Source organism: Curtobacterium phyllosphaerae (assembly GCF_049341865.1).
GTDB classification, from domain to species: Bacteria; Actinomycetota; Actinomycetes; order Actinomycetales; family Microbacteriaceae; genus Curtobacterium; species Curtobacterium phyllosphaerae.
Genome location: NZ_JBMPIU010000001.1, coordinates 502,043 through 524,349, shown reverse-complemented (window position 1 = coordinate 524,349; position 22,307 = coordinate 502,043). Strand labels below are relative to the sequence as shown.

General features: G+C 72.8%; 18 protein-coding genes. 4 read left to right on the top strand and 14 right to left on the bottom strand.

The window, feature by feature from the left end; all coding sequences use genetic code 11:
- Nucleotides 1-98: 98 nt before the first annotated feature.
- The 6 genes from ACO0E0_RS02380 to ACO0E0_RS02355 form a co-directional block, all read right to left on the bottom strand.
- On the bottom strand, nt 99-320 hold the full coding sequence (locus tag ACO0E0_RS02380; protein WP_422869796.1) for a hypothetical protein: 222 nt from the start codon (nt 318-320) through the stop codon (nt 99-101).
- A gap of 160 nt (nt 321-480) precedes the next feature.
- The gene (locus ACO0E0_RS02375; protein WP_422869795.1) at nt 481-1,659 is read right to left on the bottom strand and encodes a cysteine desulfurase family protein; all 1,179 of its coding nucleotides are present in this window, start codon (nt 1,657-1,659) and stop codon (nt 481-483) included.
- Nucleotides 1,660-1,666: 7 nt separating this feature from the next.
- Nucleotides 1,667-2,569 carry a carboxylating nicotinate-nucleotide diphosphorylase gene (gene nadC, locus ACO0E0_RS02370; protein WP_422869794.1) on the bottom strand — a complete coding sequence of 301 codons (903 nt, stop codon included), beginning with the start codon at nt 2,567-2,569 and terminating at the stop codon, nt 1,667-1,669.
- Nucleotides 2,566-4,362 carry an L-aspartate oxidase gene (locus tag ACO0E0_RS02365; protein ID WP_422869793.1) on the bottom strand — a complete coding sequence of 599 codons (1,797 nt, stop codon included), beginning with the start codon at nt 4,360-4,362 and terminating at the stop codon, nt 2,566-2,568. The genes nadC and ACO0E0_RS02365 overlap by 4 nt, the downstream gene beginning before the upstream one ends.
- Nucleotides 4,362-5,669 (bottom strand): quinolinate synthase NadA, encoded by a 1,308-nt coding sequence (gene nadA / locus ACO0E0_RS02360; RefSeq protein ID WP_422869939.1) that lies wholly within the window; start codon nt 5,667-5,669, stop codon nt 4,362-4,364. Before nadA ends, ACO0E0_RS02365 begins: the two co-directional genes overlap by 1 nt.
- A gap of 11 nt (nt 5,670-5,680) precedes the next feature.
- Nucleotides 5,681-6,496 (bottom strand): NUDIX hydrolase, encoded by an 816-nt coding sequence (locus ACO0E0_RS02355; RefSeq protein ID WP_422869792.1) that lies wholly within the window; start codon nt 6,494-6,496, stop codon nt 5,681-5,683.
- Between the two features lie 227 nt (nt 6,497-6,723).
- Here ACO0E0_RS02355 and ACO0E0_RS02350 point away from each other — a divergent pair, with 227 nt between their 5' ends.
- The 4 genes from ACO0E0_RS02350 (at nt 6,724) to ACO0E0_RS02335 (ending at nt 11,477) form a co-directional block, all read left to right on the top strand.
- A complete protein-coding gene (locus ACO0E0_RS02350; RefSeq protein ID WP_422869791.1) occupies nt 6,724-7,005 on the top strand; it encodes an acylphosphatase in 282 nt (93 codons plus the stop codon).
- Between the two features lie 196 nt (nt 7,006-7,201).
- Nucleotides 7,202-8,392 (top strand): MFS transporter, encoded by a 1,191-nt coding sequence (locus ACO0E0_RS02345; RefSeq protein WP_422869790.1) that lies wholly within the window; start codon nt 7,202-7,204, stop codon nt 8,390-8,392.
- Between the two features lie 102 nt (nt 8,393-8,494).
- A complete protein-coding gene (locus tag ACO0E0_RS02340; protein WP_422869789.1) occupies nt 8,495-10,009 on the top strand; it encodes an MDR family MFS transporter in 1,515 nt (504 codons plus the stop codon).
- A gap of 124 nt (nt 10,010-10,133) precedes the next feature.
- Nucleotides 10,134-11,477 (top strand): FAD-binding protein, encoded by a 1,344-nt coding sequence (locus ACO0E0_RS02335; RefSeq protein ID WP_422869788.1) that lies wholly within the window; start codon nt 10,134-10,136, stop codon nt 11,475-11,477.
- Nucleotides 11,478-11,760: 283 nt separating this feature from the next.
- Here the strand turns inward: ACO0E0_RS02335 and ACO0E0_RS02330 are convergent, their stop codons facing one another.
- The 8 genes from ACO0E0_RS02330 to ACO0E0_RS02295 form a co-directional block, all read right to left on the bottom strand.
- Nucleotides 11,761-12,270, bottom strand: coding sequence for a 2'-5' RNA ligase family protein (locus ACO0E0_RS02330; protein WP_422869787.1), 510 nt, complete (start codon nt 12,268-12,270; stop codon nt 11,761-11,763).
- Nucleotides 12,271-12,376: 106 nt separating this feature from the next.
- Complete coding sequence (locus tag ACO0E0_RS02325; protein ID WP_422869786.1) at nt 12,377-13,282, bottom strand: glycoside hydrolase family 16 protein; 906 nt, start codon at nt 13,280-13,282, stop codon at nt 12,377-12,379.
- Entirely contained in the window at nt 13,266-14,768 is a 1,503-nt protein-coding gene (locus ACO0E0_RS02320; RefSeq protein ID WP_422869785.1) for a serine/threonine-protein kinase, read from the bottom strand. Before ACO0E0_RS02320 ends, ACO0E0_RS02325 begins: the two co-directional genes overlap by 17 nt.
- Nucleotides 14,765-16,591 carry a hypothetical protein gene (locus ACO0E0_RS02315; RefSeq protein ID WP_422869784.1) on the bottom strand — a complete coding sequence of 609 codons (1,827 nt, stop codon included), beginning with the start codon at nt 16,589-16,591 and terminating at the stop codon, nt 14,765-14,767. The genes ACO0E0_RS02320 and ACO0E0_RS02315 overlap by 4 nt, the downstream gene beginning before the upstream one ends.
- Entirely contained in the window at nt 16,588-18,807 is a 2,220-nt protein-coding gene (locus ACO0E0_RS02310) for a glycosyltransferase (RefSeq protein WP_422869783.1), read from the bottom strand. The genes ACO0E0_RS02315 and ACO0E0_RS02310 overlap by 4 nt, the downstream gene beginning before the upstream one ends.
- Nucleotides 18,804-20,345: a polysaccharide biosynthesis protein gene (locus ACO0E0_RS02305; protein ID WP_422869782.1), complete on the bottom strand. Its 1,542-nt coding sequence runs from the start codon at nt 20,343-20,345 to the stop codon at nt 18,804-18,806. The genes ACO0E0_RS02310 and ACO0E0_RS02305 overlap by 4 nt, the downstream gene beginning before the upstream one ends.
- A complete protein-coding gene (locus ACO0E0_RS02300; protein ID WP_422869781.1) occupies nt 20,342-21,391 on the bottom strand; it encodes a glycosyltransferase family 2 protein in 1,050 nt (349 codons plus the stop codon). The genes ACO0E0_RS02305 and ACO0E0_RS02300 overlap by 4 nt, the downstream gene beginning before the upstream one ends.
- Nucleotides 21,388-22,239 (bottom strand): glycosyltransferase family 2 protein, encoded by an 852-nt coding sequence (locus ACO0E0_RS02295; protein ID WP_422869780.1) that lies wholly within the window; start codon nt 22,237-22,239, stop codon nt 21,388-21,390. The genes ACO0E0_RS02300 and ACO0E0_RS02295 overlap by 4 nt, the downstream gene beginning before the upstream one ends.
- Nucleotides 22,240-22,307: the final 68 nt, after the last annotated feature.

Sequence of the window (22,307 nt, the reverse complement as noted above, 5' to 3'; positions counted from 1 at the left end):
GCGCTCCGGACCGGATCAGGGTGTGGTCCGGAGCGCGGTCTCGTGGTGGTGCTGGGTTCGGCGCAGGGTGTTCGGTGTCGTGCGCCGGGTGACGGTCGTCAGCGCCCGGAGCGCGGCTGGACCGTCGGGAGGAGCGTGCTCGCGATGGTCGCGAGTGCGCCGATGGCAGCGATGACGGCGAGCGGCGTCGCCTCCAGACCGTGTCCCGCGGCGATCACCAAGGCGAGGATCGTCATGGGTGCCGGCAGCAGTTGGATCGCCCGGAACGACGGGACGATCGCGTCGCCGTTCGTGCTGGTCGAGGTGGTCGCGTTTGCCATGTCCCCACTCTGGCGGACATGGCGTGTCCGCAGAAGGGGGGACACGCCCCCAGAGATGGAGTAGAACGTCTAGTCCACCACTGCCGCTCCCGTCACCGGTGCCGCCCCCGTCTCCCGCGCCGCCCCCGTCACCGGTGCCGCCCCCGACACCGTCGGCAACTCAGGAACGGAGGGCCCGGACCCGCCCGACGGCGTCGACGATCTCGTCGACGACCTGCGCGGCATCCGTCGTGGTCAGGGTCTCGTCGAAGGTGAACCGCACCGCCGTCCGCGCGAGCTCCTCCGGCAGACCGAGTGCGAGCAGCACGTGCGACGCGTCGGCGCTCCCCGCCGCGCAGGCACTCCCGGACGACGAGACGATCCCCCGCGCCTCGAGCTCGAGGAGCACCGTCTCGCCGTTGGCCTCCGGGAAGCAGAACGACGCGTGCCCGGGCAGTCGGTGCTCGCGCGACCCGGTCAGCACCGCGCCCGGCACCCGGCCGAGCACCCCGTCGACGAGCACGTCCCGGGCCGCCGTGGCGTCCTCCGCCGCACGCGCCCGGACGACGCCCCGGAGCGCCGTCGCGGCGGCGAGTCCGACGGCCCCGGCGACGTCCTCGGTGCCCGACCTGCTCCCCCGCTCCTGGCCGCCGCCGTGGAGGAGCGGCTCGAGCCGGACCCGGGACCGGACGGCGAGCGCACCGGTCCCCTTCGGCGCACCGAGCTTGTGCCCGGACACGCTGACGGCATCGACCCGGAGGACGTCGAGGCCGATCGGGAGCCACGGCGCGGACTGGACCGCGTCGGTGTGGAAGGGCACCCCGCCTGCACGTGCGACGGCGGCGAGGGCCGGGATGTCCTGCACGGTCCCGATCTCGTTGTCGGCGTGGGCGATGCTGACGAGGACGGTGTCCTGGCCGAGGAGCGGGGCGAGCGACGCGGGGTCGACGCGTCCGTCCTGATCGACCGTCACGTGGTCGACCGCGAACCCGTGGTGCCGGACGAGGTAGTCGCAGCTGCCGAGGACGGCGTCGTGCTCGATCGGGCTCGTCACCACGCGGGGCTGCCGGCCGGCGGCTCGGGCCCGGTGCACCGCGCTCGCGGCGGAGTGGCCGAGCGCGATGCCCTTCACCGCCGTGTTGTCAGCCTCGGTGCCGCCGGCCGTGAAGACGACCTCGCCCGGACGGCATCCGAGCGCCCGAGCGACGGCGATCCGGGCATCGGCGAGGCCCCGTGCCGCCTGGGCGCCGACGTCGTGTGTCGACGACGCGTTCCCGAACACCCCGGTCAGGTAGGGCCACATCGCCTCGAGGACCTCGCGTCGGACCGGTGCCGTCGCTGCGCGGTCGAGGTAGAGCACGGCGCGCCTAGGCCTCGACCGACGCCGACGCCGGCGCCGGCGCCGACCCCGCCACCACCACGTCGAGCCCGAGGTCGAGCGCCCGTGCCGAGTGCGTCAGGGCACCGACCGAGATGACGTCGACCCCGGTCGCAGCGATCGCGGCGATGGTTCCGAGGTCCACCCCGCCGGAAGCCTCGACGAGCGCACGGCCGGCGACGATCGCGACCCCCTCGCGGAGCATCGCGGGCGTGAAGTTGTCGAGCATGACCGTGTCGACACCCGCCGCGACGACGGGCTCGATCTGGTCGATGCGGTCCACCTCGACCTCGAGGTGCACGGTGTGTCCGAGCTGGGCCCGCGCCTGCCGGACGGCGTCCCCGAGCCCGATGCCCCGGGCCTCGATGACCGCCAGGTGGTTGTCCTTCGCGAGCACCGCGTCCGACAACGACGTCCGGTGGTTGTGCGCGCCTCCGCATCGGACGGCGTGCCGCTCGAGAGCGCGGAGCCCGGGCGTGGTCTTCCGGGTGTCGACGACGCGGGCGTCCGTCCCGGCGACTGCGGCGACGTACCGGGCGGTGGTCGTCGCGATGCCGGACATCCGTTGCACGAGGTTCAGGGCGACGCGCTCGGCACGGAGCACGGCACGGGCGGACCCGTGCACGGTCGCGAGGTCGTCGCCGGCCGCGAACGCGCAGCCGTCCTGCACGCCCAGCACGACCTTGATGGTCGGGTCGACCGCGGCCATCACGGCGGCGAACACCCCGCCGCCGCTGAACACGCCCGGCTCGCGGGCGGTGAGCGTCGCGGTCGCGGTGGCGTCGGCGGGGATGAAGACGTCGCTCGTGACGTCGCCCCACGGCGCGTCCTCCTCGAGCGCGGTGTCGATCACCCGGCGGAGGACGTGCGGCGGGATGGCGGTGTCGATCATGCGGGAACCCTGTCGTGTGCGGTGTCGTCCGACGCCGGGACCGGCGCGGAGTCCTGAACTGCCGACACGGGGCCGGCCGGTCGAGCTGCGGACCCTGCCGGGACGGACCGGACCCACGCGAGCGGTCGCGCCTGCGCCGGGTCGGCGTCCGGGTGGTCGGTCCTGGCGTGGGCGCCGCGGGACTCGGTCCGTGCGGCGGCGGCGAGCGCCACGAGGCCGGCGAGCTGGAGGAGGTTCTGGTCCTCGTGCTCCCGGACCGACGTCGCCGCCGACACCCCCTCGGCGAGCGCCGCCAGCTCACGACGTGCGGTCGCGAGTCCCGCCCCGTCGCGGAGCAGTCCGACCCGAGCCGCCATCACCGTCTGGACCGCGGTCCGCAGGCCGTCCTCGTGGGCTGCGGCCGCGCCTCCCGTCCGGTCCTGCGCGTCCGCCCGACGGGAGCCGTCCAGTCGGGTCGGGGTCGCGCCTCCCGTCCGGTGGGTCGCGTCCGCGGATCGCGGGCCCACCGACGGACTGGAGGCGCGGCCTGCCCCCGGCACGATCGCGTCCGCGGGTACGACGGTCACCTCGAGTGCCGCGACCCCTCGGAGTCGCGGGTGTTCCTGACGGGCCGACGTGAGCGCGTCGGCGGCACGGACGCCGAACACCAGACCCTCGAGCAGCGAGTTCGACGCCAGCCGGTTCGCGCCGTGGACGCCGGTGTTCGCGGCCTCGCCGACGGCGAGGAGTCCGGGGAGGCTCGTCCGGCCGTCCGCGTCGGTGGCGATCCCGCCCATGAAGTAGTGCGCGGCCGGCGCGACCGGGACTCCCTGCCGGGTCCAGTCGAACCCGGCGGCCCTCGTGGCGACGGTCAGCCCCGGGAACCGGCTCGTCAGGAACCCGGCGTCGAGCGCGGTGGCGTCGAGCAGCACGGGGGCTTCGTCCTGTGCGCGCATCGCGGCGGCGATCCCCCGGGCGACGACGTCCCGGGGTGCCAGCTCGGCGTCTGGGTGCAGGTCCGCCATGAACCGGTGTCCGGCGGCGTCGCGGAGGACGGCACCCTCGCCGCGGACGGCCTCGGAGACGAGGCCGCCGCCCGGGACCGCGAGCCGGGTCGGGTGGAACTGCATGAACTCGAGGTCGGCGAGCACCGCACCGGCACGCCAGGCCGCGGCGATGCCGTCCCCGGTGGCCACCAGCGGGTTCGTGGTGGACCGGTGCAGGTGCCCGGCGCCGCCCGTGGCGACGACGACGACGTCCGCGGCGATGCGCTGCGGCTCGCCGAGGAGGTCGAGCACGTCCACCCCGACGACCGCGCCGTCACGGACCACGAGGTCGGTGAGGAACGTCCGCTCGAGGATCGTGACGTGTCGGCGGTGCAGCGCCTCGATGAGGGTCGTCTCGATCGCGGCGCCGGTGCTGTCACCGCCGGCGTGGACGACGCGCCAGCGGGAGTGCGCGGCCTCCCGACCGCGTGCCAGGTCGTCGCCGTGGACGTCGACGTCCGCCGGGTCCGCGGTCCGGTCGAACGGCACCCCGAGCGCGAGCAGGTCGCGGACCCGGGCCGGACCGTCGGTGCAGAGGACCTCGACGGCGCGGGCAGCGGTCGCGCCGGCTCCGGCGACGACGGTGTCCGTCATGTGCGCGAGCACCGTGTCGTCCGCGCCGAGCGCCACGGCGACACCGCCCTGCGCGGAGGTGGTCGTGGCGTCGGCGAGCGCACCCTTGGAGACGAGGGTGACGTCGTGGGCCGCGCTCGCGCGGATCGCGGTGGTCAGCCCGGCGATGCCGGACCCGACGATCACGACGTGCATCAGCGCGCGGTGTCGGCGGCGGGACTCGACGCGCCGAGCGGACGGGGTCGGGCCGCGAGCATCCGCTCGAGCGCGACCCTGGCGTCGGCCTGGATCGCGTCGGGCACCCGGATCTCGTTGAGGACCTCGCCGCGGACGAGCGCTTCGAGCACCCAGGCGAGGTACCCCGGGTGGATCCGGTACATCGTCGAGCAGGGGCAGACGACCGGGTCGAGACAGGAGATCGTGTGCTGAGGGTACTGCGCCTGCAACCGGTTCACCATGTTGATCTCGGTGCCGATCGCGAACGTCGTCGGCTCGGTGGCAGCAGCGACGGCCTTCTGGATGAGGTCCGTGCTGCCGGCGTGGTCCGCGGCGTCGACGACCTCCATCGGACACTCCGGGTGGACGATCACCCGGACACCGGGGTGCTCCGCGCGGGCCTGGTCGATCTGGGCGACGGTGAACCGGCGGTGCACGGAGCAGAACCCGTGCCAGAGCACGACCTTCGCCTCCGTCAGGGTCTCGGGGGTGTTGCCGCCGAGAGGCTGCCGCGGGTTCCACATCGGCATCAGGTCGGTGGGGATCCCCATCGCCTTCGCGGTGTTCCGGCCGAGGTGCTGGTCCGGGAAGAACAGCACGCGCTGCCCCCGTTCGAACGCCCACTCGAGGACGGTCGCCGCGTTCGACGACGTGCACACGATCCCGCCGTGCCGCCCGCAGAACGCCTTGAGGTCGGCCGCGGAGTTCATGTAGGTGACGGGGATGACCGGGACGCGGCCGTCGGCGTCCGGCTCGGTGCCGTAGACGCTCTCGAGGTCCGCCCAGGCCGCCTCGACGCTGTCGATGTCCGCCATGTCCGCCATCGAGCACCCGGCCGCGAGGTTCGGGAGGATGACGTGCTGCTCCGGCCGGGCGAGGATGTCCGCGGTCTCCGCCATGAAGTGCACGCCGCAGAACACGATCGCCTCGGCATCGGGCTTCGTCAGCGCGGCGTTCGCGAGCTGGAACGAGTCGCCGAGGAAGTCCGCGTGCCGAACGACCTCGTCCCGCTGGTAGAAGTGCCCGAGGACGACGACGCGGTCCCCGAGGGTCGCCTTCGCCGCCTCGATCCTGGCGTGCAGCTCCTCGACGGGGGCGGTGCGGTACTCGTCCGGGATGATGCCCTGCCGGGGCGCGCTCGTCGGGATGACGTCGGACATGCTCGACCCGGGGCCGTACCCGGGGACCTGGTCGAACGTCCACGTCGGCTCGGCGAGGTCGGGGGTGCAGGTCGCGCCGGGAGCTCGCCCGTTGGAGATGAGGTCGATGGTGGTCGCGATGGACATGGTGTCGTTCCTCATCGGGTGACGGTCGTGGCTGGGGTGGGGGTGGCCGCGCTCGGCGCGGCGAGGATCGTCGTGTCGACCGCGCTGACGGGGCCGTCGACCGCACAGACGGGGCCGTCGTCCGCGGAGACGGGGCCGTTGTCCGCGAAGACGGGGCCGTTGTCCGCGAAGGCCAGGTCGGGGTTCGAGCGGTAGAGCCGTGCCGGGCGGTGTCGCCCACCGGAGGACAGCTCGTCCGTCGGCAGGATGGCGTCCGACTGGCCGATCTGTCGCCGGAAGTTCGCCGGGTCGAGGACCCGGCCGAGCACGGCCTCGTGCACTGCCCGAAGCTCGGCCAGGGTGAACCGGTCACCGAGGAACGCCTGTGCGATGCGGGAGTACGACACCTTGTTCCGGAGCCGCCACAACGCGTACTCGACGATGCGGTCGTGATCGAACGCGAGTGGCGGGTGCTCGTCGACGAGGAACCAGCGGACGTTCCAGTCGTCCGGGACCGCGTCGGCTTCGTCGCTGTGCACGAGGGCCCAGTAGACGATCGACACGACGCGGCTCGGGGACCGGTCGACGTCGCCGAACGCGTACAGCTGCTCGAGGTAGCGCGGCTGCACCTTCGTCGTCTCGGCGAGGCGGGCGGCGGCGGACTCCTCGAGCCCCTCGTCCGCGCCCACCCACCCGCCGGGCAGTGCCCATGAGCCTTCGAACGGTGCGGCGATCCGTCGGACGAGCGGTGTCCAGAGGACGGGGGCGCCGGTGTCGGGGTGCGGCCGGAGCGCGAGGATGACGGTCGACACGGCAACGCGGATGCCGGCGTCGGGAGTCGATCGCATGGTCGTCGCCGTTCAGGTTGAGATGACTGGAAGTGTAAAGGTCGGCATGACCTGAACAAGAGGATTCAACACCCGAACGTGGGCGTCCGCAACTCGGCGGGCCGACACGGTGCCCGAGGTGGCGAACGACCCGTCCGGACCTCGTTGTCACGTGACGGAAACACGACGTGATCTGGTCGAAAAGGCCACGTGACCGCCCGGAAACGATGCATCCCTATGTTGGCGGTATGACACCGATCACCAGGAGGCACGCCGTCGTGACCGGGACGGTCCAGGGGGTCGGCTTCCGCTACTGGACGGCACGGAAGGCGGACGGCCTCGAACTCACCGGGTACGCCCGGAACCTGTTCGACGGGACCGTCGAGATCGAGGCGGAAGGGCCCGAGGTCGCGGTCGACGCCCTCATGGAGCTGCTCTGGAGCGGCCCACCGTCGGCGACCGTGACGGACGTGTCGATCCGGTCGGTGTCGCCGCACCACGACTCGCTGGAGTTCGACATCCTGCACTGAGGGTCGCGCATCCGGGTCTCCGCGATCGGGGGTCGGCTCTCCCGCTCCCCCGATCGCGGTTCGCGGCGTCGGCCCGCGGCGTCGGCCAGGGCTGCCGGGAACGCAGGAACCTCCACCGATCCCGGGCCCGACCACCCCTCCACCGCACCGATCTCCTGCGGAACCGACCACGACCCTCCCGGCGTACCGTCGAGCAGTGACCGATTCTGCAACCGCCGGCCGGACGACCGCTCCCGTGCTCGGGTTCGCCGCGGCGGTGTACGTGTTCGCCGTCGCGATGATGGGGACCACCCTCCCGACTCCGCTCTACCCCACCTACGAGTCGGTGTTCGGGTTCGGCAGCACGACGACGACCGTGCTGTTCGCGGTGTACGCGGGCGGGGTCATCCTCGCGCTCGTGCTCGTCGGGCGGCTGTCCGACACGATCGGCCGCCGCCCCATGCTGCTCGTCGGTCTCGTGCTCTCCCTGCTGTCGGCCGTCGTGTTCGCGATCGGGTCACCCGAGTGGATGCTCTCCGTCGGGCGAGTGCTGTCCGGGCTCTCCGCGGGGGTGTTCACCTCGACCGGGACCGTCGCCGTGCTCGAGGCCGCGCCCCCCGGCCGACGTCGACTCGCCGGTGCGCTGGCGACCGCCGCGAACATCGGCGGGCTCGGGCTCGGCATGCTCATGGCAGGTCTCGTCGCCGCGTGGACCGCCGCTCCTCTGCACACCCCGTACCTCGTGCACGCCGGTCTGCTGGTCGTGGCGGGAGCCGCCCTCCTGACGATGCGGGAGACGGCGCCGCAGGAACGCGCGCCGTTCCGGATACAGCTCCCACGGATCCCGGCCGAGTCCCGGCGGGTCTTCTGGGCGGCTGCGATCGGTGCGATCACGGGGTTCGCGGTGTGCGGGTTGTTCTCCTCCGTCGCGCCGAACTTCATGGGCACGGTGATCGGCGTCCACTCCCCCGCGGCGATCGGGAGCGTGACGTTCCTGTTGTTCGGGGCCTCGGCGGCCGGACAGATCGCACTCCAGGGACTCGCCGATCGGCGTGCCGTCGTCGTCGGGTCGGTCGGCCTCCTCGTCGGGATGGCGGCGCTCGTCATCGCGCTCCTGACCGCCTCGCTCGCCGTCCTCGTCCTGGCCGCCGTGTGCTCCGGCGTCGGGCAGGGGCTGCTGTTCATGACCGGGATGCGCGCGATCACGGCGGCGACCGAGCCCGCACGACGCACGGAGGCGACGACCTCCTACTTCATCACCGCCTACCTGGCGATCTCGGTCCCCGCGATCGCGGCCGGGGTACTGGCCGGCGCGGTCGGTCTCGTCGCGGCCGGGGTGGTGTTCGCGGCGGCGGTCGCGGCGATGACACTGGTGGGGACGACGCGCGTCCGGGCATTCGCGGAATAGCCTCGGGGCCTGTCGGTTGTCACAGGGTGTCGGTACCCTCGTCGCGCGACGATGTGGTCGCCGCCACCTGTCCTTCCTCCTCGAGCGCACTGGGAGCAATCCATGACCGACCGCATCCTCGAGACGCCCACCGGGACGGATGCGGACGTCGACGGCGCCGCCCCAGCCCGGGCAGGCGGCAGCAACACACTCGTCATCGGCCTGCTGCTCGTGTCGGCGTTCGTCGTCATCCTGAACGAGACGATCATGGGTGTCGCCCTGCCACGCCTCATGCGCGACCTCGACATCACCGCCACCACGGGCCAGTGGCTCACGACGGCGTTCATGTTGACGATGGCGGTCGTCATCCCGATCACCGGGTTCCTCCTGCAGCGCTTCAACACCCGGCCCGTGTTCATGTGGGCGATGAGCCTGTTCTCCCTCGGGACCCTGGTGTCGCTGCTCGCCCCGGGGTTCCCGGTCCTGCTCGTCGGCCGGATCGTGCAGGCCAGCGGGACGGCGATCATGATGCCGCTCCTCATGACGACGGTGCTGACGCTCGTGGCACCGCACCACCGCGGACGCGTGATGGGCAACATCTCGATCGTCATCTCGGTCGCACCCGCAGTCGGACCGACGATCTCCGGGTTGATCCTCAACGTGTTCGACTGGCGGTTCCTGTTCGGGTTCGTCCTCCCGATCGCGATCGCGGCACTCGTCATCGGCATGGCCAAGATCCCGAACGTGACGACCCCGCGGCGGCTGCCGATCGACGTCGTGTCCGTCGTGCTCTCCGCGTTCGCGTTCGGCGGTGTCGTCTACGGACTGTCGAGCATCGCGACGGTCGACCAGACGGGCGTCGCCGTCCCGGTCGTCTCGCTCGTGGTCGGGGCGGCCGCCCTCGCGGTCTTCATCCTGCGCCAGTCCCGACTGGCCCGCGAGGACCGGGCCCTGCTCGACCTCCGCACGTTCCGGCTCCCGACCTTCACGTTCGCGATCATCGCGATGGCGCTGTCCATGATGGCGATGTTCGGGACGCTCATCCTGCTGCCGATCTACCTCGAGAACGTCCTCGGTCTCGACGTCCTGAGCGTCGGGCTCATGCTGCTCCCGGGGGGCCTCCTGATGGGCGTGCTGTCGCCGTTCGTCGGCCGCATCTACGACCGGCACGGACCGCGGGTGCTCGCGATCCCGGGCGCGGTCATCGTCAGCGCCGTGCTCTGGGCGCTCACCACGGTCGGCACCGACACGAGCATCTGGTTCGTCCTCGGGGCGCACGTCGTCCTGAGCATCGGACTCGCACTCACGTTCACCCCGCTCTTCACCGCAGCGCTCGGTGGCCTCTCGCCGAACCTGTACTCACACGGCAGCGCGATCGTCGGCACGGCGCAGCAGGTCGCCGGTGCTGCCGGTACGGCGTTGTTCGTGACCCTGATGGCGATCGGCACGGCGTCGGCTGCATCTGGGTCGGACGCCTCGAGCCTCGGGGCCGAGGGGGCTGCCGCCGCGGGGGTCCGTCTCGCCTTCCTCTGCGGGGCGGTCATCTCGCTCGTCGGGATCGTCGCGGTGTGCTTCGTCCGGAAGCCGGCTGAGGTGGCGCTCCCGGCTGGCGCTCCGGCGGGCGTTCCGGCGCACTGACGGGAGGCCCGGGGCGGGCGGCGCGCGCGCTGGCCGCTGGCAGGCGGGCCGGGTGGGCGGCATGCGCGCGGGCGGTGTGGCCCTTCTCGACGGACCCCGGGGCCGACGTGGCAGGCTCGGGACCATGCGCGACGATGCGACGACTCAGACCTCCGGCACGGTACCGACCCGCGCGGCCCCGAGCGGTCCGGCTGGCAGCAACTGGGCGGGGACGTACACCTACCGTGCGAGTCGGGTCGAGCGGCCGTCCTCGGTCGAGGCGGCGGCCGAGATCGTCGCCCGTGCGGCAGCTCGCGGCGACGCCGTCCGTGGACTCGGAACCCGGCACTCGTTCTCCGACGTCGCTGACGGCCCCGCCACGTCCGACGGACCCGGCATCCTCGTGGACCTCACAGCGGTCTCGTCCGATCCCGTGATCCGCACCGATGCTCTGGCCCGCTGGGGGTCGACGCTCACCGTGGGCGCCGGCACCCGGTACGGCGACGTCGCCCCGGTGCTCGACGACGCCGGGTTCGCCCTGCACAACATGGGGTCCCTCCCGCACATCTCGATCGCGGGAGCCACCGCGACCGGGACGCACGGATCGGGGACACGTTCGGGCTCGCTGTCCTCGGCGGTCTCCGCCCTCGAGTTCATCGGCGCGGACGGGACGGTCCGCACCGTGCAACGCGGCGAACCGGACTTCGTCGGCAGTGTCCTCCACCTCGGGCTGCTCGGCATCGTGACCCGCGTCACGCTCGACGTCGAACCGCGCTACAGGATGCGGCAAGATGCGTTCGGGCCGATCCCGTGGTCGACCTTCACCGAGCACGTCGACGAGGTGTTCGCCGCCGGCACGAGCGTCTGTTGTTTCACGAACTGGGACGGCTCAGTCCGCGAGGTACTCATGAAGTCACGGATACCCGACGACGCAGAGGACGTGTCCATCCCCGACGAGTTGTTCGGCGCGCCACGGTTGCCTCCCGTCCCGGGTGACGGCCTCCGGACGGCGCGCGACGGCAGTTCCGGGCCGTGGTGGGACCGGCTTCCCCACTTCACGATCGACTCGGTCCCGTCGGTCGGCTCCGAGGTGCAGTCCGAGCACTTCGTCCCGCTCCGGAACGCTGCCGGGGCGCTCGACGCGGTGCATGCTCTTGCACACCTGATCCAGCCGCACCTGCACGTCGCCGAGCTCCGGACCATGGCCGCGGACACGCTCCCCCTGAGTCCGTCCCAGGGCGAGGACGTCCTCTGCATCGCGTTCACCTGGCGGAAGCACGTCGCCGAGGTCGCCGCGCTGCTGCCCACGCTCGAGGCGGCGCTCGCCCCGTTCGATGCTCGGCCGCACTGGGGCAAGACGACCTCGCTCGGGGTCGAGGAGATCGCACGCCTGTACCCGGGCCTCGACGGGTTCCGCGAGCTGGTTCGGCGGGTCGATCCAGGCCGGACGTTCCGTTCGGGGTTCGCGGAACGGATGCTCGGGCTCTGAAACCTCGCGGCAGGCCCCGGGAGTGCGTCGGGACCCGGGCAGCGTCGGCAATGCAGGAACCTTCCTCTCCGAGCCCCGGCACCGGCTCCGCCGCGACCCGCCCTCCTGAATTCCCGCCGTGGGCCCGACAGGCACGGACGCACTCCAGGCAGGTCGTACCCCGCCCGACCACCCGCGGTCGCGACGCTCGGTGCGGGGCCGAGCGGCGCCTCCCGTCCGGAACCCCCACGCACCCCGGCACCCCGCAGCACCCCAGCACCCCCGACGCACCCGCGCCCGGAGCTCACCCCAGCGCCGTCACCACCCGCGCATCACCGTCCCAGAACCGCACCCCCTGCACGACCGCACTCGGCGGCACCTCCACCCCGTCGAGGATCGCCGCCGCACGCTCCCAGTCCGCCGGCAGGAGTCGCCGAGCGATCGTCACGTGCGGCGTCCACTCGGAGGGTGACGTGTGCTCCTCCGCATCCGCCTCGACAGCGTCGTGCACGGCTGCCTGGAACGCCGCCAGGGCGGGATCCACGACGACGGACCGCGCGAGCACGAACCGCCCCCGCGCCGCCGGGAACCGGACGAGACCCCCGAACGTCACGGCGGCCGGGCGCGAACGCGCGACGGACTGGAGGCGCGGCGTCGGACACAGCGCGGGCCCGGCCACCAGGGTCACGTGCGGTCGGTTCGACGGGGAGTCGTGGAGGGCGAGGCTCGGCAGCCCCTCGTCGGTGAGGGTGGTCCACCACGACCGGACGGCGGCGTCGGTGGGCTCGTCGAAGGTGAACTCGACGCTCCTCACCGCAGGGTCCGGGAGGTGGTCGGCTGGTCGGACGGGAACATCCTCCCACCGTACGGCTCCGCGTCGCGGGACACACGGCCGTCGGACCTCGCGGCCGGGCGGGACGTCAGGTCCGGGGTGAGTACGCGATCCAGTCGATGAGCATCTTCGACGTCCGTGGGGTGCTCGCGTCGGGGTTCCCGGGGAACTTCCCGCCGACCGCCAGGCTGAACAGGATGTTCATCGGCTGGTCGAACACCCAGTCGAGGGTCGGCGGCGCGCTGGCCTTGGTGAGGTGCACGGCGACCGTGTCGTCGACCTTGGTCGTGATGCTGTCGGCGGTCCGGATGACGGTGTACGTGTGCCAGCCCGCGCTGAGCTTCGGGTCGTGCTGCAGGTCGCCGCTCACCGGGACGTCCTGCGACATCAGGTACTTGTTCGGGCCGTGGATGGTGTGCGACGACCGGCTCGTGGTGTTCGGCGTCTCGACGATGTCGATCTCGCCGGCTCTCGGCCATCCGACCGAGTCGACGTCCGCGCCGAGGAGCCAGAACGCCGGCAGCAGTCCGGTCCCGTCGGGGAGCTTCATCCGTGCGGAGAGCGTGCCGGTCGTCCACGAGAGCTTGTGCTGCGTCGTGATCCGTCCGGAGGTGTACGTCGGGTGCGAGGCCGGACCGTGCGCCGTGGCCGTGATGACGAGGTGCCCCTTGCCGTCGAGGGCGACCGCGCTCGACGTGTAGGTCTGCACCTCCCCGTTGCCCCAGCCACCGCCTCCCGTCTGCGCGGTCCAGATCGAGGGATCGGGCGGCGACCCCGCCGGGCCGTCGAACTGGTCGCCGGTGGCACCGTCCGCGGCCGTGCCGTTCCCGCTCGGGGACGCCGACGACGAGCCGGTGGCCGTCGACGTCGGGTCGCCGCCGCCGTCGGCCGCCGAGCACCCGGCGAGCACGACGGTCAGCGCCCCCGCGAGCAGGAGCGCTACGCGGCTCCGGCCGGTGCGACGGAGGGCGCGGCGATCAGGTCGCGCTCGCATCGTCACCACCGGTCTCGTCCGTCGTCCGCAGCCGGAGCCCCGCGAGGACCGACATGGGCTCGTGGACGACGCGGTGGAGGGCGCGCTCGACCGCCTCGCGCCGGAACACGTTCCCGTTGAACGACACGGTGAGCTGCAGCGCACGGTCGATGATCACCGCCTGCACTCCGACGTTCTCCGGCGGCAGCGGGTGGATCGCGTACATCACCTGGTGCACCGGCGCGTCGGCCCACGGCAGGTTCTGCAGGGGCCGCGAGATGCCGGAGTTGCTCAACGCGATCCGTGCGCGGGGGTAGAGCGGCGCGTCGGCGGGGACACCCTCCACCGCGGTCCGGCGCGGGCGGATCATCTCCTTCACGACCCCCGCCGCGAGGGCGGCGACCGGTCGGCCGGCGCCCATGGTGCGGGCGAGCTGGTCCTCGACGGCGGCCGGGTCCTCGGCGCCGGCGATCGGGATCCCGGTGATGAGGTTGCCGTTCGTCTGACCGCCGGCGGGGAGGAACCGCCGGACGTCGTAGACCATGTCCGCGTGCACCGCCACGGTGATCCCCTCGGCCCGGAAGGCGGCGCGGAGCATGACGAGGAGGACCGCGCCGAAGCTGAGGTGCGGGTCGGTCGCCCGGATCCACGCCCGGGTGTCGCGGAAGCCCTCGGTCGTCCCGGCGATCCAGGCGACGGTGGTGTCGGGTGTCCACGGGACGCGCGGGGCGTCGGACGGACCCGCGGCACTCGCCCGACCCGGGGCACCCGCCGGAACCGCCGCATCCGGGGCACCCGCCGGAACCCCCGCATCCGGGGCCTCCGCCGCACCCGGACCGCCAGCCGTGCGCGCGATGTCGGCGGCGGCGAGCTCGAGCCGACGGGCGGTCCCGGACCGGCGCCGGGCATCGAGGAACGCGAGCACCTTCCGCGGGTGCCGCAGGTAGGTGGCGACGACGGCGGCGAGCACGGGGCGACGGAGTGTCGGCGCCGTGACCCACTCGGGCAGCGCCCCGCCTCCGGCCATCGACAGGAGCGCGCTCGGCAACCCGACCATGAACCGGGTGTCGATGAGCGAGTGGTCGAACAGGTGCAGCAGGTGACTGCCGGCGAGGACGATCCGGACCGGGTGCGCGGGGTCGATCGCGCCGATGAGGTCGGCGATGACCGCGTCGAGGTCGTCGCCCTCCGGCACCTCGACGACCATGGCCTCGCACCGGGCGCGCAGCCCTGCGGGGTCGTAGTGCCAGCTCCGGCCGTCCGGGGCGGGGACGAGGCCGATCCGCACCTCCGGCCCGACCGACGTCAGGGCGTGCAGGGCGTCCAGGACGGCGGAGCGCGAGGGCATCCGCAGCGGACCGAGCCGGACGACGACCGTGCCGATCCGCCCGAGCCGGTCGGTCGCGGAGACCGGTACGGAGGCGGTCGTCGCGGCCGAGCGGGCCGACGCGCCGCCCCAGGACGCATGCGCCCAGGACGCGCGCACCCGGGACGACGTCGGGGTCATGACCCGACGCCCTTGAGACGGTAGAGCTCGACGCCCTGCGCCGACACGACGGACTCCCACCGCGAGTCGCTGCCGACCTGCGCGGCGAACCGCTGGACCGCACCGGCCGGGTAGCTCCCGGTGTAGGCCGCGGCGTCGATCTGCTGCTGCGTGAAGAGCATGTACACCGGGCGGTCGGACTGCAGCAGGTCGCTCGTCAGCTTGCGCTCGACCTCCGGGTTCCGGAACGACTGGCCGGCCCACCCGGCCCACGTGTCCATCGTCGAGTCGTAGCCGGGGTCGATCCGCGCCTGGTCGACGTACTGCTCGGTCATCCGACCGGCCCCGGCCCCGACGGGGCTGATCACCTGGGACGGGACGGGCATCGTCCGGAGCAGGTCGGTGCTGATCGCGAGCGACTGAGGGGAGACGAGGTTCGCGAACCACGCGCCGTAGGTCGCCTGGGCGCTCAGCAACGAGGCGAGCACGACGGCCGCCGCGGTCCCGACGAACGCGAACCGGCCACCCACGACGACACCGGTGCGGCGTGCGACTCCCGGCCGGGCCATGCGTTCGCTCTCGCTCCGGCCGGACCGGACGCAGCGCAGGACGATCGGAGCGAGGAGGATCGCCGACCCCGGCAGCGAGTAGAGGAAGACGCGGAAGATCGCCTCGCCGCCGTAGCTCTGCCCGAAGAGGAGCGCGAACGGTGCGAAGGTGAGGATGGCGAGCCGCAAGGTGTTCCACCGCTTCGCGCGACCGCCACCGAACCGGTCCGGTCGGAGCCCGACGACGACGGCGACGAGCGCAGGCCCCCAGACGGCGGCGGTGAGCGCACGAGCGGCGATGGAGGTGACGGTCTGCCCGACGCTGCCGACGCCCGTCTCGATCGTCTGCGCGTTCGCGACCGGGTCGAACGCGGCTCCGGAGGTGAACTGCTCGACGAGGTGGAGGTTCGCCACGACCATCGCACCGGCGATGACGCCGAACACGATGCCGATGTACCGCGGGCGGGCGGCACCGATCACGCCGAACGCCAGCGCGACCGCGATGAGCCAGTACGGCGTCAGCTGGTGGGAGACGGCGATCGCCCCGAAGAGCGGCACGCTCAACCAGCCGAGGAGCGGACGGTTGCGGCTCCGGACGAGCAGCGTCACGACGACGATGCCGAGGAGGAACGAGACGGCCTGCGGCGACAGGTAGTCCTGCCCGACCCAGTTCGCGACCCCGACGACGAACGCGGCCGTCACCGCGGTGAGGCGCTTCGTCCCGATCGCCCGGGCGAGTGAACCGACCGCGCAGACGAGGGCGAGGTTGACCCCGACCTCGAACCACTGCGCGATCACCGTCGTGGAGACACCCGTCACGGTCGAGAACCACGCGATGGCGGCGAACACCCCCGGCCAACCGGAGTAGATGTCCACGCCGGTGGCGACGTGCCCGTGGTGCTGGATCCAGTCGATGACACCGAGGTGCTTGTAGGTCCAGCTGTAGATCGGGGCGCCCGCGCCGAGGGCGATCGGCAGGCGCATGCAGAGGACCGACACGATGGTCGCGACCCAGGAGTCGGCGACGGAGCCGGCACGCAGGGCGAGCACGAACGCGAGACCGGCGAGCGCGATCGACACGGGCACACCCGGGACCCCGGCGAACAGGAGCCCGAGGGTGGTCGAGCTCGCGCGCGGGATCGCGGGGATGGTCACCAGGCAGACCACCACGGCGGCGACCATCGTGAGCCTCGCCAGCACCGTGAGGCGGGCGCGGGAGCGGAGGACCGACGTCTCCGGGCTGCGCACTGCGTCACCCGGCGTGCGGGTCGCGAGGAGGACGGACGAGGTCGTCATCGTGCCACCTTCTGCCGCTTCGTCTTCCCCGGCGTCCCCGCCGGTGCCGGCTTCGCCGACGCGGTCGAGACGGCGCCGGTGGTCGGCGCGGTCACATCGGCCGCGGTGGCAGCAGTCGCAGCCATCGTCGGCCTGGAGGAGGTGCTCGGCTTCCGCGCGCCGCCCGACGTGGCAGTCCTCGCCGGCTTGGAGGGGGTGCTCGGCTCCTGCGCGCCGGTCGACCCGGCGGCGGTGGCCGACTTCGCAGCCCTGGCAGGCTCGTCGGCCTTCGCAGCGGTGGCCGACTCGGTGGAGACGGCCGCCTCGGCGACGGTCGGCTCCGCAGGAACGACCGACCCGGTCTGCGGCCGACGGCGCACCCGCGACGCGATCCACCGCTCCAGCCGCGACTCACGAGCCCGGTAGGCGGTGGTCCGGCGGACCGGTCGTCCGGCCTCCACACGACGGTCGAGCCCCGCGACGGCGGACAGCACCGCGATGAGCAACACCGCGCCGGAGGCGCCCCACGCCCCGACCCCGGCCATCATCGCCGTGAGGAGCACCGTGATCGCGAGCCCGAAGCCGGGCACGACGACGGCGGTCGTCGACGGGCGCATCGACACCCACGTCCGGAGGGCGGCACCGGGGCCGACGAACGTCAGCAGCGCGAGGGCGATCGTGCGCCACCACTCCGGCAGCACCGGGAACACGGCGGTCGCGCCGACGATCGCGGCGAACAGGGCGACGACGCCCCAGGCGGTCGGCCGGCGCACGACGACGAGCGACGCGGTCGCTGGAGCACCGGGGTCGCCGACCGACGATCGGGACGCGTGGTCGAGGAGACCGGCGCCTCCCCACCGCATCTGCAGGAACCGTACGGGGCCGAGCAGCACGCTGACGAGCTCGAGACGGCCGACGCGGCGGACCTCGCGGAGGAGCTCGGCGTGCGTCGGAGTCGTGGACCCGCCGGCCGGCGCGGCCGCAGCGTCCGGGGACCCGGCCGTCGACGATGCGGCGTCCCTGGGCGTCGCATCGTCGACGGTGTGTTCGGGCCCCTCCGCGAGGTCGCCGGCGCCTTTGCCGACGAGTCTCGTGAGGGCTTCGGGAGCGCGGCGCAGGGCACCGCGCGCCATGGTCGGGTCCAGCGCGACCTTGGTCAGCCAGGCGCCGAGGCCGACGCCGTAGCCCTTGCCCTGGGCCCGCAGCGCGGCGAGGTCGGCGCGGTGCCGGTGCCAGACGATCGCGGAGGGGTCGACGAGCAGCGCGCCGCCGGCGAACAGCACGCGCGTGAAGATGTCGAGGTCCTCGCCGCCGCCCGTCGGGGTACCGGCACCGAACGCGGTGTCGAAGCCGCCGAGCTCGAGTGCGGTGGTGCGGCGGAGCGCGAAGTTCGCACCCGTGCCGAACTCGCCGACCGAGAACGGGAACATCGGCAGGTCCGCGGGCTGTTCGGCGAGCCGGAACGTCCGGGTCCGCAGGTTCCTGGACCAGGACACGCGGTCGTCGAAGTAGCGCTGCACCGGGGTCCTGAGTTCCCCGCTCGGCACCAGGCCGGAGACGAGCTCGACATCGGGCGCACTGGCGAACCCGCGGGCGATGGCCGTCAGCCAGCCCGGGTCGACCACGACGTCGTCGTCGGTGTAGGCCACGATCTCGCCCGTCGCGTTCCGGAGACCGGTGTTCCGGGCGCTCGAGAGCCCCGGGACGGGCTCGGAGACGAGCGTGACGCGATCGTCGTCGAACTCCTGGGCGACGAGGTCGGCCGAGGCGGTGGTCGCTGCCGCGTTGTCGACCACGACGACGTCGAACGCCTCGTGGTCGGACGCGAGCACGCTGGTCAGGGCCGCACGGAGCAGGTCGGCGCGGTCCCGGGTGCAGATGATCACCGTGATCCGGACGCCGCTCGTGTCCGGGGCCGATGACTCCGCGGACTCGGCGGCGGCCCGGTCGAACGACGCGGTCTCGGCGACGAGCGCGTCGAGGTCGACGAGCCCGTCCTCGACCGGGACCTCGACGAACCCGAGCACGGTGTCGCCGCGGCGCACGAGCAGTCGGGCACGACGGTAGCCGTCGGCGGCGACGAGGCGGACCCCGTCGATCCCGTCGCGTGCGGCGGTGTCGACGTCGCGCAGGTCGACGTCGCCGACCCACAGGGCACCGGACCACTCGGGCGCGGAGGGGCTGGTCATCGGGCGGCGGAGGACCATCTCCCCGCCCCGGGAGGCTGCGGCGCTCATGCGACACTCCGCTCGAAGTAGGAAGCCGGTGCGCGGCGGGCGCGGAGCAGGCCGGTGAACCCGACGGCGAACAGGCCGAGGGTCATGGCGGCGAGCGCTGCGGCACCACCGAGTGCGCCCGCCATCGTGATGCCGGCGATGGACGCCGGCACGAGGAGGATCGACGACACGCAGCTGACCACGAGCACGGCCTTGGTGCGGTGGAGGGAGCGCTGCATCGAGCCCCACACCTCGAACGCGGTGCGGAGGAGCGACCCGACGGCGAGCGTGCCGAGGATGAGCACACCACCGGACTCGACGTAGAACGGGCCGAGCAGGCCGAGGATGAACGGCGCGAGGGCGATGAGCCCGACGACGCCGACGCCGACGATGCTGACCACGAAGAGCCAGGTGCGGAACGCGATCGCGCCGGCCAGGTGCCGGTTCGTGGAGACGTGCGTGGCGAGCGAGGTGCCGATGGCGATGACGACGAGGTCGACGACCTGGCCGATCTGGGCGCACAGCGCGTACAGGGCGCCCTGTTCGCCGCCGGCGATGCTCGTGACGAGGAACGGCAGGATCAGCGCACTGCCGAGGTACAGGCCGTTCGCGACGCCCATCCGGGTCGCGAACGCGGTGAACCGCCGGAACGGAGGTGATTCGGGCCTCCCGTCCGGAGCGGTGTCGGCGGGCACGGCCGACCGGGCGGCCGCTGCGTCGGACCGGAGCGAGCGGCGGCCGTGCGCGCGTCCGACCACCGGTGGGGTCGCTCCGGGCGCGTCGACCGGCGACACCGGCGGGACCACGCCGGCGGGCACGACCGGGACGTCGACGGTCGCGGGTGTGGCGACCTCGGTGACGAACGGCACGGCGCCTCCGGCGCCGGCGGCCGGTTCCGCGACGGACCCGGCGACCGGGACGAACGACCGCATCCGACGGGGGATCAGGAACCCGTAGGCGACGACGAGCGCCCCGGCCGCCGGGAGCACCGCGGCGATGAGGACGGGGTTCGCGGACGCTCCGACGACCGCCACGAGGACGGGGATGAGCGCCAGCTTGATGAGGTTGACGGGGCCGTTCATCGTCAGGTTGAGCCGCGCGCCGCCGAGGGACGTCAGGATCGGGTCCTTGATGACGAACATCGTCCAGATGACGCTGGCGAGTGCGATGCCGAGGATGACCGCCCATGTGGGGGCGTCCGGCTGCACGAAGAGCACGACGAGGACGCCGGCGATCACCCCGGCGATCGCGGCGACCACGAACGCCGACGTGATCCCGACGAGGTACAGCGGCTTCCGCCAGCGGGTGAGCCCGGGGAGCATGACGAGCAGCGCGTCGCCGATGCCCGACGCGGCGACCTGCGCTGCCGCGGTGAAGATCGAGTACATCGCGGTGTCGATGCCGAGGTCCGCGGGCGGGATGATCCGCGCCGCGACGACCCAGAAGACGAACCCGGTGAGTGCGGTGACCGCGTACCCGGCGAGGATCCAGATGGAGTCCATCGTGACCCGGCGGCCGACGGTGTGCTGCTTCGGTGCGGGTGCGATCGTGTCCGTCATCGGGTCACCGCGCCGTCGCGGGCGTCGTCCTCGGCCGGGAGGCGCGGCGCGGCGCCGGCGGACCGCTCCGGTCCGGCGGGGGTTGCGTCCGGCGCGGCGACCGTGTGCGTCGCCGGCTTCGGGGTGGCCTTCGCCGCGCGCGCGAAACCGATCGCGGTGGACACGGTCATGAGCGCGATCGCGGCGATGCGCGTCGCGCCTCCACGACCGATCTGGGTGAGTTCGCGGAGCAGGGCGGCTGGGAGCACCTCCTTGGCGTACGCCGTCTCGCTGGACAACGCATCACCGCGGCCGAGCTTCCGGCCGAGGATCGCCTTGGAGATCCCTTCGTGGTACCCGCGGCTCCGGACGTACGACCAGGTCGCACGGTCGGCGGACACGCGGTGCATGACGACGGCCTGCGGGTCGATCAGGATGCGGGCGGCGGGGTCCTGCTGGCGGAGCCGGATGCAGAGCTCCGTCTCCTCGCAGCCGAGCGGGACGCTGCCGACGCGACCGGTGTCCACGTCGAACCCGCCGGCGGCGAGCACCGGGGCGAGCCGGAACGCCATCGAGCAGCCGATCACGTTCCGCACCTCGGTCATCGTCTCGGGGAGGCCCTTGTGCGAGCAGCCGACGATCCAGAGGAGCTCCGGCGGGTACATCGACGACTTCGCGCCGGCCGGCCAGACGGGCACGGCGGTGCCGCCGACGGCGATCACGTCGTCGTCGACGAACGGCTCGACGAGGCGTGCCAGCCAGCCGGGTTCGGCGGTGGCGTCGTCGTCGAGGAACGCGACGACCGATCCGGACACCGCGCCCATGCCCGTGTTGCGACCGCCGGACAGTCCCTGCGGACCGTCGTTCGGGATGACCGAGACGACGGGCTCGTCGGCCCACCGCTCGGTGGCCATGCGGAGCAGCTCCGGTTCGTGGTCGATGACCACGACGACCTCGGCCGGCACCGACTGCGCGATGACGGACTCGACGGCGTCCTGGAGGTCACCCCACCGACGCTGCGTGTAGGCGCAGACGACGACGCTGACGGCGGGGGCGGTCCCGCTCACGCGGCGTCCCGGCGCCCACGCACCGGGACAGCGATGGCACCACCGGGGACGATCGACGCGTGGCCGTGCTTGCGGGCGAGGCGACGCTGCGCCAGCCCGCGGGACCGCTCGTCGAGGATCGTCTTGAGCACCCGGAAGCCGTCGGACACCGCGTTCAGGTTGCTCTCGCCGTGGATGCGGAGCTTCTCGACGCTCGCGACCTCGACGACGTCGAGTTCGGCGAACGCGATGCGGCAGTTGATGATCGTCTCGATCTCGAACCCGTCGCCCCAGAGCATGCGGCCGTCGCGCGGCGCGGACTTCTGGGTGTCGGGGAGGTCGAGGTGCGGCAGGATCGACCGCCGGAACGCGTTGTAGCCGTAGCAGAGGTCGGTGTACCGCGTGCCGAGCAGGATGTTCGTCAGCGCGTTGAGACCGTAGTTCCCGAGGGCACGGAACCGGGTGATGTCCTCGCTGCCGCCGCCCTTCCGGAACCGCGAGCCCTTGGCCACGTGCGCGCCGGCGACGAGCGCCTCGATGAAGCGCGGGATCTCGTCCGGGTCGGCGGAGCCGTCGGCGTCGAACATCACGATGACGTCGCCGGTGGCGGCGGCGAATCCGCAGGCGAGGGCGTTGCCCTTGCCGCGTCGGGTCTGGGACACCACGTGGATGTCCGGCATCAAGGCCTTCGCGGTGGCGACGGTCCCGTCGACGGAGTCACCGTCGACGAGGATCACCTGGTGCACGGCGGGCAGTTTGGGGAGGACGAGAGCCAGGTTCTTGGCCTCGTTCCGCGCCGGGATGACGATCGAGACCGTCGGGTCGGTCAGGAACGAGTCGTTCTCGGGCGCAGGCAAGTTCGGGTTCATGCTGTGTCCATGTTCGATTTCGGGATCGGAAGACGCCCGGCGTGGGGTCGTCGGTGCAGGAGGAGCTG

What these genes read in the sequence shown, in the direction of transcription:
- ACO0E0_RS02380 (WP_422869796.1), bottom strand. Translation starts at nt 320, where the DNA reads ATGGCAAACGCGACCACCTCGACCAGCACGAACGGCGACGCGATCGTC.
- nadC (WP_422869794.1), bottom strand. Translation starts at nt 2,569, where the DNA reads ATGATCGACACCGCCATCCCGCCGCACGTCCTCCGCCGGGTGATCGAC.
- ACO0E0_RS02365 (WP_422869793.1), bottom strand. Translation starts at nt 4,362, where the DNA reads ATGCACGTCGTGATCGTCGGGTCCGGCATCGCCGGGCTGACCACCGCG.
- nadA (WP_422869939.1), bottom strand. Translation starts at nt 5,669, where the DNA reads ATGTCCATCGCGACCACCATCGACCTCATCTCCAACGGGCGAGCTCCC.
- ACO0E0_RS02355 (WP_422869792.1), bottom strand. Translation starts at nt 6,496, where the DNA reads ATGCGATCGACTCCCGACGCCGGCATCCGCGTTGCCGTGTCGACCGTC.
- ACO0E0_RS02350 (WP_422869791.1), top strand. Translation starts at nt 6,724, where the DNA reads ATGACACCGATCACCAGGAGGCACGCCGTCGTGACCGGGACGGTCCAG.
- ACO0E0_RS02340 (WP_422869789.1), top strand. Translation starts at nt 8,495, where the DNA reads ATGACCGACCGCATCCTCGAGACGCCCACCGGGACGGATGCGGACGTC.
- ACO0E0_RS02335 (WP_422869788.1), top strand. Translation starts at nt 10,134, where the DNA reads ATGCGCGACGATGCGACGACTCAGACCTCCGGCACGGTACCGACCCGC.
- ACO0E0_RS02325 (WP_422869786.1), bottom strand. Translation starts at nt 13,282, where the DNA reads ATGCGAGCGCGACCTGATCGCCGCGCCCTCCGTCGCACCGGCCGGAGC.
- ACO0E0_RS02320 (WP_422869785.1), bottom strand. Translation starts at nt 14,768, where the DNA reads ATGACCCCGACGTCGTCCCGGGTGCGCGCGTCCTGGGCGCATGCGTCC.
- ACO0E0_RS02315 (WP_422869784.1), bottom strand. Translation starts at nt 16,591, where the DNA reads ATGACGACCTCGTCCGTCCTCCTCGCGACCCGCACGCCGGGTGACGCA.
- ACO0E0_RS02310 (WP_422869783.1), bottom strand. Translation starts at nt 18,807, where the DNA reads ATGAGCGCCGCAGCCTCCCGGGGCGGGGAGATGGTCCTCCGCCGCCCG.
- ACO0E0_RS02305 (WP_422869782.1), bottom strand. Translation starts at nt 20,345, where the DNA reads ATGACGGACACGATCGCACCCGCACCGAAGCAGCACACCGTCGGCCGC.
- ACO0E0_RS02295 (WP_422869780.1), bottom strand. Translation starts at nt 22,239, where the DNA reads ATGAACCCGAACTTGCCTGCGCCCGAGAACGACTCGTTCCTGACCGAC.